Genomic DNA, 13559 nt, shown 5'->3' with positions numbered 1-13559 from the left:
AGAACACACGATGAGCACTGATGGTGCCTTGAGTAGAACCCGCTGGCTGCCGCGACTGATCGGTGTGCTGTTGTTGCTGATGGGCCTGGCCCTGCTGGCTGGCGGTATCAAACTGAGCCAGCTGGGCGGTTCGCTGTATTACCTGATCGCCGGCATCGGCTTTGCCCTGTCCGGCATCCTCTTGCTGGCCCTGCGCCGCAACGCCCTGGGCCTGTATGGCCTGGTGCTGCTCGGTAGCACGCTGTGGGCCTTGTGGGAAGTCGGCCTGGACTGGTGGCAGCTGGTGCCGCGCCTGGCCCTGTGGTTCGCCCTGGGTGTGGTGTTGCTGCTGCCGTGGGCACGCCGCCCGCTGCTGGGCAACCCGTCCAAGGTCAACAGCGGCCTGCTGAGCCTGGCCGTAGTGCTGTCGGGCGCTACTGCAGTGGCCAGCCAGTTCACCCACCCGGGTGAAATCAAGGGCGAGCTGGGCCGTGAAAGCGCCGAGATGAGCAGCACTGCGCCACAGATGCCGGATGGCGAGTGGCAGGCCTACGGCCGTACCGAATTCGGCGACCGCTACTCGCCGCTGCGCCAGATCACCCCGCAGAACGTGCACAAGCTGCAGGAAGCCTGGCGCATCCGCACTGGCGACCTGCCGACCGACAACGACCCGGTCGAGCTGACCAACCAGAACACCCCGCTGAAGGTCAACGGCAAGCTGTACGCCTGCACCGCCCACAGCAAGGTGCTGGCCCTGGACCCGGACACCGGTGCCGAAATCTGGCGTTTCGACCCGCAGATCAAGAGCCCGGTGGGCTTCAAGGGCTTCGCCCACATGACCTGCCGTGGTGTGTCGTATTACGACGAAAACAACTACGTCAACGTTGACGGCAGCCCGGCGCCGAAAATCAGCGATGCCGGCCAGGCCGTTGCCGTCGCCTGCCCGCGTCGCCTCTACCTGCCGACTGCCGACGCCCGTCTGATCGCCCTCAACGCCGACACCGGCAAGGTCTGTGAAGGTTTCGGCAACCAGGGCGTGATCGACCTGACCACCGGCATCGGCCCGTTCACCGCCGGCGGTTACTACTCCACCTCGCCTGCGGCGATCACCCGCGAACTGGTGATCATCGGCGGCCATGTAACCGACAACGAGTCGACCAACGAGCCGTCCGGGGTGATCCGCGCCTACGACGTGCACGATGGCCGCCTGGTATGGAACTGGGACAGCAACAACCCGGACGACACCGCACCATTGGCGCCGGGCAAGACCTACAGCCGCAACTCGGCGAACATGTGGTCGCTGGCCAGTGTCGACGAGAAACTGGGCATGGTCTTCCTCCCGCTGGGCAACCAGACCCCCGACCAGTGGGGCGCTGATCGCACCCCGGGCGCCGAGAAGTACAGCGCCGGTATCGTTGCGCTGGACCTTGCCAACGGCAAAGTCCGCTGGAACTACCAGTTCACCCACCACGACCTGTGGGACATGGACGTCGGCAGCCAGCCAACCCTGCTTGACCTGAAGACCGCAGACGGCGTCAAACCAGCGCTGATCGCCCCGACCAAGCAAGGTAGCCTGTACGTGCTCGACCGTCGCGACGGTACGCCGATCGTGCCGATCCGCGAAATCCCGGTACCGCAAGGTGCGGTCGAAGGCGATCATACCGCGCCGACCCAGGCCCGTTCGGACCTCAACCTGCTCGGCCCGGACCTGACCGAACAGGCCATGTGGGGCGCCAGCCCGTTCGACCAGATGCTTTGCCGCATCCAGTTCCGCGAACTGCGTTACGAAGGCCAGTACACCCCACCGTCGGTGCAGGGCAGCCTGGTCTACCCAGGTAACGTCGGCGTGTTCAACTGGGGCAGCGTCTCGGTCGACCCGGTCCGCCAGTTGCTGTTCACCAGCCCCAACTACATGGCCTTCGTTTCGAAGATGGTGCCGCGCGCCGAAGTCGCCGCCGGCAGCAAGCGCGAGAGCGAAACCAGCGGTGTGCAGCCGAACACCGGCGCACCCTATGCGGTGATCATGCACCCGTTCATGTCGCCACTGGGCGTACCGTGCCAGGCGCCAGCCTGGGGTTACGTGGCCGGTATCGACCTGACCACCAACCAGGTGGTGTGGAAGCATAAGAACGGCACCAGCCGCGACAGCTCGCCGATCCCGATCGGCCTGCCGATTGGCGTGCCAAGCATGGGCGGCTCGATCGTCACCGCCGGCGGCCTGGGCTTCCTCAGCGGCACCCTGGATCAGTACCTGCGTGCCTATGACAGCAACACCGGCAAAGAGCTGTGGAAATCGCGCCTGCCGGCCGGTGGCCAGGCCACGCCGATGACCTACACCGGTAAGGACGGCAAGCAGTACGTGCTGGTGACCGCCGGTGGTCACGGCTCGCTGGGTACCAAGATGGGCGATTACGTAATCGCTTACAAACTGGCTGAGTAGGCCTTAGCTGCCAGCTACAAGCTTCAAGCTGCAAGCACCGCGCTCCTCACGTGCGGCTTGTAGCTTGAAGCTTGAATCTTTGCTCCACCCGCCCCATCTAAGCACCATAGTCATTGAGCAGGTGCGCCATGAGCGATCAGCAGGATCTACCGGAACGTCCCGAGGAAAACGCCGAAGTCGAGCATCTTGAAGCCGCCGAAAACAGCGGCCATAACCTTGCTTTGCCGGGCCAACAGCTGCCGGACAAGGTCTATATCATCCCGATCCACAACCGCCCGTTCTTCCCCGCGCAAGTATTGCCGGTGATCGTCAACGAAGAACCCTGGGCCGAAACCCTGGACCTGGTCGCCAAGACCCCGCACCACTCCCTGGCTCTGTTCTTCATGGACACGCCGCCGGAAGACCACCGTCATTTCGACACCTCGGCCCTGCCGCTGTACGGCACCCTGGTCAAGGTTCACCACGCCAGCCGCGAGAACGGCAAGTTGCAGTTCGTCGCCCAGGGCCTGACCCGGGTGCGCATCCGTACCTGGCTCAAGCACCATCGCCCGCCTTACCTGGTCGAGGTCGAGTACCCGCATCAACCCAGCGAGCCGACCGACGAGGTCAAGGCCTACGGCATGGCCCTGATCAACGCGATCAAGGAGCTGCTGCCGCTCAACCCGCTTTACAGCGAAGAGCTGAAGAACTACCTCAACCGCTTCAGTCCCAACGATCCGTCGCCGCTGACCGACTTTGCCGCGGCGCTGACCTCGGCCACCGGCAATCAGCTGCAGGAAGTGCTCGACTGCGTACCGATGCTCAAGCGCATGGAAAAAGTCCTGCCGATGCTGCGTAAAGAGGTCGAAGTCGCGCACCTGCAGAACGAGATCTCCGCCGAGGTCAACCGGCAGATCGGCGAGCACCAGCGCGAGTTTTTCCTCAAGGAGCAGCTCAAGGTCATTCAGCAGGAGCTGGGCCTGACCAAAGACGACCGCAGTGCCGACCTCGAACAATTCGAGCAGCGCCTGCAAGGCAAGACCCTGCCCGCAGCCGCACAAAAGCGCATCGACGAAGAGCTGGGCAAGCTGTCGATCCTCGAGACCGGCTCGCCCGAGTACGCCGTCACCCGCAACTACCTGGACTGGGCCACCGCCCTGCCCTGGGGTGTCTACGGCAAGGACAAGCTCGACCTCAAGCACGCGCGCAAGGTGCTCGACCAGCATCACGCCGGCCTCGATGACATCAAGGAACGCATCCTCGAGTTCCTCGCCGTGGGTGCCTACAAAGGCGAGATCAGCGGCTCCATCGTGCTGTTGGTAGGCCCGCCGGGGGTTGGCAAGACCAGCATCGGCAAGTCGATTGCCGAATCCCTGGGCCGACCGTTCTACCGTTTCAGCGTCGGCGGTATGCGCGACGAGGCCGAGATCAAGGGCCATCGCCGCACCTACATCGGCGCCCAGCCGGGCAAACTGGTGCAGGCGCTGAAAGACGTCGAGGTGATGAACCCGGTGATCATGCTCGACGAAATCGACAAGATGGGCCAGAGCTACCAGGGCGACCCGGCCTCGGCGCTGCTGGAAACCCTCGACCCGGAGCAGAACGTCGACTTCCTCGACCATTACCTGGACCTGCGCCTGGACCTGTCCAAGGTGCTGTTCGTGTGCACCGCCAACACCCTCGACTCGATCCCCGGGCCGTTGCTCGACCGCATGGAAGTGATCCGCCTGTCCGGCTATATCACTGAAGAAAAACTGGCCATCGCCAAGCGCCACCTGTGGCCCAAGCAGTTGCAAAAGGCCGGGGTGGCCAAGACCAGCCTGAGCATCAGCGACAGCGCCTTGCGCACGGTGATCGAGGGTTATGCCCGCGAAGCCGGGGTACGCCAGCTGGAAAAACAGCTGGGCAAGCTGGTGCGCAAGGCCGTGGTGCAACTGCTCGAAGATCCCGAGAAAAAGATCAAGATCGGCCCCAAGGACCTCGAAACGTCACTGGGCATGCCGGTGTTTCGCAGCGAACAGGTGCTGACCGGCAAAGGCGTGATCACCGGCCTTGCCTGGACCAGCATGGGCGGCGCCACCCTGCCGATCGAGGCGACGCGCATCCACACCCTCAATCGTGGTTTCAAGCTCACCGGCCAGTTGGGTGAGGTGATGAAAGAGTCCGCTGAAATTGCCTACAGCTACGTCAGCGCCAACCTCAAGCAATATGGCGGTGATCCGAGCTTCTTCAACGAGGCCTTCATTCATCTGCACGTACCCGAAGGCGCCACGCCCAAGGACGGCCCCAGCGCCGGGGTGACCATGGCCAGTGCGCTGCTGTCGCTGGCGCGCGACCAGGCGCCGAAGAAAGGCGTGGCCATGACCGGCGAGCTGACCCTGACCGGCAAGGTCCTGCCGATTGGCGGGGTGCGCGAGAAGGTGATTGCGGCGCGGCGGCAGAAAATTTTCGAGCTGATCCTGCCGGAAGCCAACCGCGGTGATTTCGAAGAATTGCCGGATTACCTCAAGGAGGGTTTGAGCGTGCACTTTGCCAAGCGCTTCAGTGATGTGGCGAAGGTGCTGTTCTAACCCCGGACCATAGATGTGGGAGCGGGCTTGCCCCGCGATCGGGCGCGCAGCGGGCGCAATTCAGGCTTCACCTGGAGTGCTGGCTGTACCGGCCTCATCGCGGGTCAAGCCCGCTCCCACAGACGATGCAGGCCCTTGCCCTGCGATCATCTTCGGTTATGCTGCGCTATCGTCGCCTATCCGGAGCTTTCATGACTGCCGCCCGCCTGCTCGTTCCCCTGGGCCTTGCCCTGCTAGCTGCCTGCGCACAAAAACCTGTGCACAACGTCGAACTGGACAACCAGGCCGACTGCCCGCTGCAACTGCAAAACGGCCAGAACCTCACCCTGACCCTACCGAGCAACCCCAGCACCGGCTATCGCTGGCTGGTGCAGAACCCGGCCGCAGGCATCCTGCGTAGCCTCGGCCCCGAGGTCTACAGCCACCCGGAAGATGCCGGCATCGTCGGTAGCGCCGGGCAATCGGTGTGGCGTTTCCAGGCCCAGGGCGCCGGTGAAGGCCATCTGCTGTTGGTCTACCAGCAACCCTGGGCCCCGGAAGTGCGCCCGGTGCAGACCTTCGACTGCGCAATCACGGTCAAGTAGGCCGCGCTGGTCAGCGGGCCATGCATCCTGGCGCCAGTTTGGCTAAAATGCCGGCCTTTTACCGCCCAACGCCTGGATTGCCCCCGTGAGCAAAGAACCCGACCGCCTTTTCGCCCAGCCCCTTGGCCAGGTGCCCGACTTCGCCTTCAACGAAGACGTGGTGCGGGTGTTCCCGGACATGATCAAGCGTTCGGTGCCCGGTTACCCGACCATTGTCGAGAACCTCGGCGTGCTCGCCGCCCAGTTTGCCCAGCCCAACACCGCCCTGTATGACCTGGGCAGCTCGCTCGGCGCGGTGACCCAGGCGCTGCGCCGGCATGTGCGCAGCGATGGTTGCCGGGTGATTGCCATCGACAACTCGGCGGCCATGGTCGAGCGCTGCCGGCAGTACCTCAATGCCCAGGACTCGATGTTCCAGGAGCTGTTGCCGGTCGAGGTGATCGAAGGCGACATCCTTGCCCTCGAGTTCCAGCCGGCCTCGGTGGTGGCGATGAACTTCACCCTGCAGTTCATCGCCCCCGAACAACGCCTGGAGCTGCTCACACGTATTCGCCAGGCGCTGCTGCCGGGCGGTGCGCTGATCCTTTCGGAGAAGCTGCGCTTCGAAGACGCTGATGAACACGCGCTGCTCACTGACCTGCACGTGGCCTTCAAGCGCGCCAATGGCTACAGCGAACTGGAAATTGCCCAGAAGCGCAGCGCCATCGAGAACGTGATGAAGCCCGACAGCCTCGAAGAACACCGCCAGCGCCTGCTGGCGGCTGGTTTCTCCAAGGTTGTGCCCTGGTTCCAATGCCTTAACTTTGCCTCGTTGATTGCCCTGCCATGATTGATCTGTCCCCCCTGGTCCGCCGCTTGGCGGGCACCCCCCTGGCGCAATGGGCGCAAGGCCTGCAAGCGCAACTCGACGCCAAGATGGCAAAAGGTCATGGCGACCTGGAACGCTGGCAAGCGGCGCTGGATGCCTTGCCAGTGCTGGAACCCACGCGCATCGATCTGCAGAACGGCCTCAACCTCGATTGCGACTGCGACGACGACACCCGCGCGCGCATGCAGCAGGCACTGATGGGCCTGTCGCCGTGGCGCAAGGGGCCGTTCGACCTGTTCGGCGTGCACGTCGACACCGAATGGCGCTCGGACTGGAAGTGGTCGCGCGTCGCCCCGCACCTGGACCTCAAGGGCAAGCGGGTGCTGGATGTCGGTTGCGGTAATGGTTACTACCAGTGGCGCATGCTCGGCGCCGGAGCCGACAGCGTCATCGGCGTCGACCCCAACTGGCTGTTCTTCTGCCAGTTCCAGGCGGTGCAGCGCTACCTGCCGCAGCTGCCGGCCTGGCACCTGCCGTTCGCCCTGGAGGACCTGCCGGCCAACCTCGAAGGTTTCGACACGGTGTTCTCCATGGGCGTGTTCTACCATCGCCGCTCGCCCATCGAGCACCTGCTGGCGCTCAAGGACTGCCTGGTCAAGGGCGGTGAACTGGTGCTGGAAACCCTGGTGATCGAAGGTGACGAAAACCAGGTGCTGGTGCCGGAAGACCGCTACGCGCAAATGCGCAACGTCTGGTTCCTGCCATCGGTACCGGCCCTGGAGCGCTGGTTGCGCCGCGCCGGTTTCAGCGATGTGCGCTGCGTCGATGTCAGCACCACCAGCATCGAAGAACAACGCAGCACCGAGTGGATGCGCTATCAGTCGCTCAGCGACTTCCTCGACCCCGACGACCACAGCCGCACCATCGAAGGCCTGCCAGCGCCGCGCCGCGCCGTACTGGTGGCGCGCAAATAAAACAGGCGCCCGTAACGGGCGCCGAAGATTCACCTTTCCAAAGGAGCTGGGGAGCTTCCAAGGTGAACGGAGCTACTCTTTGGCGACCTGCTTCTGTTTGCTCTCACGCTCGGACTCCGCCACGGCCTGGTCCTTCTTGCCGTGAATCTGCTCCTGGCTGAGGCGGAAGTTTTCCCAGAACTGCCTGGAACGCTCCGCCCCGCCTTCGGCCAGTGCCGCGCTACTGCCCAGGGCCAATACGGCCATCAGCACATACTTGTTCAGGCTCATGTTGCTCACCTCGTGATTGAATTTCAGGACAGTTCAATCTTACGGGGGGCAAGCTAACGCCAAGGTGAGGCGGACATTACAGTGCTGCAAGATTCGCCTTACAGCACGCTCAGCGGATACTCGACAATCAGGCGCACCTCATCGAGGTCCGATTCGAATGCCGTGGCCCGGGTCGTGGCCTGGCGCACGCGCAGCGACAGGTCCTTGAGGCTGCCGGACTGCACCACATACTTCGCCTCGATATCGCGCTCCCAGCGCTTCTGCCCGGTCAGCGGGTTGCCCTCGGCATCGCGGCGCATGTACACGCCGTTGGCATCGGAGTAATCAATGCCGCTGCCGCGCCCGTAGCGGCTCATGAACGACAGGCCCGGCACGCCATAGGCGGCCATGTCGAGGTCGTAACGGAGCATCCACGAGCGCTCTTTCGGCGAGTTGAAGTCGCTGTACTGGATCGAGTTGTCGAGGTAGATCGAGTCGGACTGACGCAGGTAGTCGAAGTCATTGTCACCCTGGTTGCGCTGGTGCGAAAGGGCCAGGGTATGGGCGCCATAGCTGACGCCGACGCGGGCGCTCCAGATGTCGTTGTCGAACGTGCCAAGCAGTTGCTGGCCCTCATCCTTGGCCTTGTAGTAGTTGAAGCTGGTAAAGCCGGTGAGGTCGCGGGTAATCGGGTATTTGTAGCTGACACCAGCGTAGTACTGGTCCCAGGCATCCTTCAGACGGCTGCTGTAGAGGCTCAGGCTGAGGTTGTCGGTGGCCTGGTAATCGCCGCCGAAATAGCCCAGCCAGGGCGAATCCACGGGGCCGGCGTAGAAAGTCACGAAACCGTCGCGGTTGTTGCTCGACAGCGGCTGGCTCATGGCATGCAGGCGCCCGCCCTGCACTTTCAGGCCAGCCAGGCTGGTGTTCTCCAGGGTCCAGCCGGTGAAGCTTTCCGGCAACAGCCGCGAGTCGCCGAAATGCACCACCGGGGTGGTCGGGAACACGTCGCCGAACTTGAGCTCGGTGTCGAACAAGCGCGCCTTGATCGCGCCACCGAGCTTGCTGAAGTTGCTGGCGGTATCGCCATTGCGGTCCACCGGCAGCATGTCGAACGAACTGCGCCCGCCGCTGCGGCCATCGCCGCTGTCGAGCTTGAGGGCGAACATGGCGTGGGCATCCAGGCCAAAACCGACCGTGCCCTCGGTGTAACCTGACTCGAAGCGGGCGATAAAGGCCTGGGCCCAGGCTTCGGCGTAACCGGCCTTGCCGGTAGGCGATTGCTCACCGTTACGGTAGTCGCGGTTGAAATAGAAGTTACGGCTGAGCACCGTCAGGCTGCTGTCTTCGACAAAGCCTCCGCCTGCGGGCTGGCTGACGGCATTGGCGGTCGCACAACTGGCCAGGGCCAGGGCGCCGGTAAAACAGGCTGTGGATGTGTTCCCCATCTTCAACTCCTGATTATTGGCAGAGATACGCAAGGCGCCCGCAATGCGGGCGCCTTGGGTATCCTGACAAGGGCTGAATAACCCGAAGATGAGCGGCGAATTACAGTTTCGTCACCTCGGATGCGACCTCCTGCTCTTCATCCTTGCGGTGCGCCCAGTAATACAACGCCGGCAGTACCAGCAGGGTCAGCGCCGTCGACGAGAGAATGCCGCCGATCACCACAGTGGCCAGCGGTCGCTGCACTTCGGCACCGGTGCCGGTGGCCAGGGCCATGGGGATAAAGCCCAGGGATGCCACCAGGGCAGTCATCAGCACCGGGCGCAAACGCGTCAGTGCGCCTTCGTCGATCGCCTGGTGCAGCGAACGACCTTGCTCGCGCAGGCCGCGGATAAAGGCAATCATCACCAGGCCGTTGAGCACCGCGACCCCAGACAGGGCAATAAAGCCCACGCCCGCCGAGATCGACAGGGGGATATCCCGCAGCCACAGGGCAACCACCCCGCCGGTCAGGGCGAATGGAATGCCGGTGAACACCAGCAGCCCGTCCTTGAGGTTGTTGAACATCATGAACAACAGGCCGAACACCAGCAGCAACGCCACTGGCACCACTACCTGCAGGCGCTGCGCCGCCGACTGCAACTGCTCGAACTGGCCGCCCCAGCGGGTCCAGTAACCGGCCGGAATGCTCACCTGGCTGTCGATGCGCGCCGCCGCCTCGTCGACGAACGAGCCGATATCGCGACCGCGCACGTTGGCGCTGACCACCACCAGGCGCTTGCCATCTTCACGGCTGACCTGGTTGGGGCCCTGCACCAGCTCAAGGCTGGCGACATCGCCAAGGGTGATAAAGCCGATCTGGCCGCCACTGCCGCTGCTGGCCGGCACCGGTATCAGCAACTGCGACAGGCCGTCGATATCGGTACGCAGGGTGTCGGACAAGCGCACCACCATGTCGAAACGCCGATCGCCTTCATACAAGGTCCCGGCCTGGCGACCGCCAACGGCCACGGCGATGGTGTCCTGCACATCGCCGACGTTGAGCCCATAGCGCGCGGCTTTGTCGCGGTCAACGTCGATGGTCAGCACCGGCAGCCCCGAGGTCTGCTCGACCTTCACTTCCGAGGCGCCCGGCACCGCCTGCAAGGTACTGGCGATCTTCGCCGCAGTGCTATTGAGCACCGCCATGTCGTCGCCAAACACCTTCACCGCGACATCACTGCGCACCCCGGAAATCAGCTCGTTGAAGCGCAACTGGATCGGCTGCGACAGTTCATAGTTGCTACCCGGCACCCGCGCACTGGCGCGCTGGATATCGGCGATCAGTTGCTCGCGGCTCTTGCCCGGATCGGGCCATTGCTCTTGTGGCTTGAGCATCACGTAACTGTCGGAAATATTCGGCGGCATCGGGTCCGAGGCGATTTCGGCGGTACCGGTGCGGGCGAACACCCGCTCTACCTCCGGCACCTGGCTGAGCACGCTTTGCTCCAGGCGCTGCTGCAACTGCACCGACTGGCTCAGGCTGGTGCCGGGCACACGCAGGGCCTGCAGGGCAAAGTCGCCCTCGCTCAGGCTCGGCACGAACTCGCTGCCCATGCGGCTGGCCAGCACACCCGAAAGCAGCACGGTAATCGCGGCGAGGGAGAACGCCAGCGGGCGATGGCTCATGACCCATTTGAGCAGCGGCGCATAACCACGCTTGGCGCTGCGCATCAGCAGGTTTTCGTCTTCCTTGACCTTGCCGGTGACGAACAGGGCGATGGCCGCCGGCACGAAGGTCACCGACAGCAGCATGGCGCCGAGCAAGGCGATGACCACGGTGAAGGCCATCGGGTGGAACATCTTGCCCTCGACCCCGCTCAGGGCAAAGATCGGCAGGTACACCACCATGATGATCAGCTGGCCGAAAATCAGCGGCCGGCGCGCTTCGCGGGCGGCATTGAAGACTTCGTGCAAGCGCTCGGAACGGGTCAGCAGGCGGCCGTGATGCTGCTGGGCATGAGCCAGGCGCCTGATCGCGTTTTCAACGATCACCACGGCGCCATCGACGATGATGCCGAAGTCCAGCGCGCCCAGGCTCATCAGGTTGGCACTGACCTTGTTGCTGAACATGCCGGTGAAGGTGAACAGCATCGACAACGGAATGACCATGGCGGTGATCAGCGCCGCACGGATGTTACCGAGGAACAGGAACAGAATGACGATGACCAGGATCGCGCCTTCGATGAGGTTCTTCTTCACCGTGGCGATGGCCTTGTCGACCAGGTTGGTGCGGTCGTAGACGGTGACCGCACTCACCCCTTGCGGCAGCGAGCGGTTGATCTCCACCAGCTTTTGCGCCACCGCCTGGGACACTGTACGGCTGTTCTCGCCGATCAGCATGAACACCGTGCCGAGCACCACTTCGCGGCCGTTCTCGGTCGCCGCGCCGCTGCGCAGCTCACGGCCGATACCGACCTCGGCGACATTGCGCACGCGGATCGGCGTGCCGTCGACGTTGGCCAGGACGATATTGGCAATGTCATCGAGACCGGCCAGTTGCCCCGGCGCGCGGATCAGCAACTGCTCGCCACGGCGCTCAATATAGCCGGCGCCGACGTTGGCGTTGTTGCGTTCAAGGGCGGTGAGCAGGTCGCCCAGGGTCAGCTTGTAGGACGCCAGCCGTTTGGGGTCCGGGGCAATCTGGTATTCCTTGGCGAAACCGCCGATGGTGTTGATCTCCGCCACCCCGCGCACGTTGCGCAGTTGCGGCTTGATGATCCAGTCCTGGATCTCGCGCAGGTCGGTCGGCGTGTACGGGCTGCCATCGGCCTTGCGCGCATCGTCAGCGGCTTCGACGGTCCACAGGAAAATCTCGCCAAGGCCGGTGGAGATCGGCCCCATGGCCGCTTCAACGCCTTCGGGCAATTGTTCACGTGCCTGCTGCAGGCGCTCGTTGACCAGTTGCCGGGCAAAGAACAGGTCGGTGCCTTCTTCGAAAATCACCGTCACCTGCGACAGGCCCGAGCGCGACAGAGAACGGGTCTGTTCCAGCCCCGGCAAGCCGGCCATGGCGGTTTCGATGGCGAAGGTAATGCGTTGCTCGGTTTCCAGCGGCGAAAAGCCCGCGGCCTGGGTGTTGATCTGCACCTGGACGTTGGTGATGTCCGGCACGGCGTCGATCGGCAGCTTCTGGTAGCTGGCAACCCCAAGCCCAGCCATCAGCAGCACCGCCAGCAGCACCATCAGGCGCTGTTCGATGGCAAATTGTATGAGGCGTTCGAACATGTGAGCTTCCCGGTCAGTGGGCGTGTTCGGCGCTGGCCTTGCCCAGCTCCGACTTGAGGATGAAGCTGCCCTGCGCCGCCACCTGCTGGCCGGCTTGCAGGCCCTTGCGAATCTCGACGAAACCGTTGGCACTGGCGCCCGGCTCAACCGCCTGGGCGATAAAGCCTTCGGCAGTGCGCACGAACACCGTGGGCTTTTCTTCCAGGGTCTGCAGGGCTTGGTCCGGTACGCTGAGGGCGGCGGCATACTGCTCGGTGGGCACCTGCACGGCAACGAACAGGCCGGGGCGCCAGGCTCCTTGCGGATTGTCGAGGGTGACGCGCACCGCAGCGGTACGGGTCTGTTCACCGAGCAGGCTGCCGACATGAGTAACCGTGCCACTCACTTGCTGGCCCAGTTCGCTGGCAACGATGGTCACCGGCATGCCGGCGCGCACCTTGGGCAGGTCACGGGGCGCCACGCCGAAGGTCGCCCAGACCCGCGACAGGTCCGAAAGGGTGAAGGCGGCGCTGGTTTCGTTGACCACCTCGCCCGGCACCAAGTGCTTCTCGACGATTTGCCCGGCAAAGGGTGCGCGCAACTCGTAGCGGTTGCCGCCGGCCAGCACCACACTGCCGCTCAGGGCGCTGATCTTCTGCCGGGCATTGGCCTGGGCGATTTCTGCCTCTTGCAGGGTCTGGCGGGCCTGCTGGTAATCCTGCTCGGCGGAAATCCCCTCTTGCCACAGGTCCTTCTCGCGTTGGTAGCTGCTGCGCGCCAGTTCCAGGCGGCGCTGGCTGGCGGCCAGTTCACTGCGCTGCTCGGAGATCTGCGGGCTGGCGATCACCGCCAACAGATCGCCGGCCTTGACCTGCTGGCCGAGCACCACGGCGACCGACTCGACCACCCCGGCTGCGCGCGGCACCAGGTGCGCGGTGCGGTCTTCGTCGAAACGGATCTCGCCGGGCAGCGCCAGGCTGCGCTGCAGTTGGCGCGGGGCAACGGCGGCCAGCTCGATACCGGCGAGATCTATCTGCTCCTGACTTAGGGTCAGCGCGCCCTCCTCTTCATGACCTTCTTCGGCTTGTTCCGCTTGGCCATGTTCCTCTTCTTCATGATCGCCTTCGGCATGGGCGTGGGCGGCGGCAGGGGCGGCGGCAACCGGGCCGCCCTGGCGCGCCAGCAGCACGCCCAGGCCCAGGCCGAGCAGCAGGGCCGCGACCAGCAGCGTGATGGACTTGTTGTTCATGCAGGTTCCTCAGCAAAGTGTCGGGTGATGGTCGC

Annotated in this window: 9 protein-coding genes; 5 read left to right on the top strand and 4 right to left on the bottom strand. The window is 64.0% G+C overall.

Features of this window, described 5'->3' with window-relative positions; genetic code table 11:
* Nucleotides 1-10: 10 nt before the first annotated feature.
* The 5 genes from ACIOVF_RS10640 (at nt 11) to cmoB (ending at nt 7334) form a co-directional block, all read left to right on the top strand.
* A complete protein-coding gene (locus tag ACIOVF_RS10640) occupies nt 11-2419 on the top strand; it encodes a glucose/quinate/shikimate family membrane-bound PQQ-dependent dehydrogenase (RefSeq protein ID WP_045197663.1) in 2409 nt (802 codons plus the stop codon).
* A 128-nt stretch (nt 2420-2547) separates the two neighbouring features.
* The gene (gene lon, locus ACIOVF_RS10635) at nt 2548-4968 is read left to right on the top strand and encodes an endopeptidase La (protein ID WP_045197662.1); all 2421 of its coding nucleotides are present in this window, start codon (nt 2548-2550) and stop codon (nt 4966-4968) included.
* 191 nt (nt 4969-5159) lie between these two features.
* Nucleotides 5160-5552 (top strand): protease inhibitor I42 family protein, encoded by a 393-nt coding sequence (locus ACIOVF_RS10630; RefSeq protein ID WP_045197660.1) that lies wholly within the window; start codon nt 5160-5162, stop codon nt 5550-5552.
* 85 nt (nt 5553-5637) lie between these two features.
* Entirely contained in the window at nt 5638-6381 is a 744-nt protein-coding gene (cmoA, locus tag ACIOVF_RS10625; RefSeq protein ID WP_093380069.1) for a carboxy-S-adenosyl-L-methionine synthase CmoA, read from the top strand.
* Complete coding sequence (gene cmoB / locus ACIOVF_RS10620; protein WP_093380066.1) at nt 6378-7334, top strand: tRNA 5-methoxyuridine(34)/uridine 5-oxyacetic acid(34) synthase CmoB; 957 nt, start codon at nt 6378-6380, stop codon at nt 7332-7334. Before cmoA ends, cmoB begins: the two co-directional genes overlap by 4 nt.
* 72 nt (nt 7335-7406) lie before the next feature.
* On the opposite strand, the gene ACIOVF_RS10615 is transcribed toward cmoB, so the two are convergent.
* The 4 genes from ACIOVF_RS10615 to ACIOVF_RS10600 form a co-directional block, all read right to left on the bottom strand.
* Nucleotides 7407-7604 carry a hypothetical protein gene (locus tag ACIOVF_RS10615; RefSeq protein WP_045197655.1) on the bottom strand — a complete coding sequence of 66 codons (198 nt, stop codon included), beginning with the start codon at nt 7602-7604 and terminating at the stop codon, nt 7407-7409.
* Nucleotides 7605-7702: 98 nt separating this feature from the next.
* Complete coding sequence (locus ACIOVF_RS10610; RefSeq protein ID WP_401289286.1) at nt 7703-9031, bottom strand: OprD family porin; 1329 nt, start codon at nt 9029-9031, stop codon at nt 7703-7705.
* A 100-nt stretch (nt 9032-9131) separates the two neighbouring features.
* Nucleotides 9132-12296 carry a CusA/CzcA family heavy metal efflux RND transporter gene (locus ACIOVF_RS10605; protein ID WP_258594684.1) on the bottom strand — a complete coding sequence of 1055 codons (3165 nt, stop codon included), beginning with the start codon at nt 12294-12296 and terminating at the stop codon, nt 9132-9134.
* A gap of 13 nt (nt 12297-12309) precedes the next feature.
* Nucleotides 12310-13524, bottom strand: a complete 1215-nt coding sequence (locus tag ACIOVF_RS10600) for an efflux RND transporter periplasmic adaptor subunit (RefSeq protein WP_093380059.1) — start codon at nt 13522-13524, stop codon at nt 12310-12312.
* Nucleotides 13525-13559: the final 35 nt, after the last annotated feature.

Source organism: Pseudomonas sp. NPDC087612 (assembly GCF_044743505.1).
In the GTDB taxonomy this organism is placed as follows: Bacteria; Pseudomonadota; Gammaproteobacteria; order Pseudomonadales; family Pseudomonadaceae; genus Aquipseudomonas.
Note: the sequence above shows the minus strand (reverse complement) of the source record. Positions and strands in the feature narration are given on the sequence as shown.

Coding starts and splice junctions, on each gene's coding strand:
- ACIOVF_RS10640 (WP_045197663.1), top strand. CDS start 11: ATGAGCACTGATGGTGCCTTGAGTAGAACCCGCTGGCTGCCGCGACTG.
- lon (WP_045197662.1), top strand. CDS start 2,548: ATGAGCGATCAGCAGGATCTACCGGAACGTCCCGAGGAAAACGCCGAA.
- ACIOVF_RS10630 (WP_045197660.1), top strand. CDS start 5,160: ATGACTGCCGCCCGCCTGCTCGTTCCCCTGGGCCTTGCCCTGCTAGCT.
- cmoB (WP_093380066.1), top strand. CDS start 6,378: ATGATTGATCTGTCCCCCCTGGTCCGCCGCTTGGCGGGCACCCCCCTG.
- ACIOVF_RS10615 (WP_045197655.1), bottom strand. CDS start 7,604: ATGAGCCTGAACAAGTATGTGCTGATGGCCGTATTGGCCCTGGGCAGT.
- ACIOVF_RS10610 (WP_401289286.1), bottom strand. CDS start 9,031: ATGGGGAACACATCCACAGCCTGTTTTACCGGCGCCCTGGCCCTGGCC.
- ACIOVF_RS10605 (WP_258594684.1), bottom strand. CDS start 12,296: ATGTTCGAACGCCTCATACAATTTGCCATCGAACAGCGCCTGATGGTG.
- ACIOVF_RS10600 (WP_093380059.1), bottom strand. CDS start 13,524: ATGAACAACAAGTCCATCACGCTGCTGGTCGCGGCCCTGCTGCTCGGC.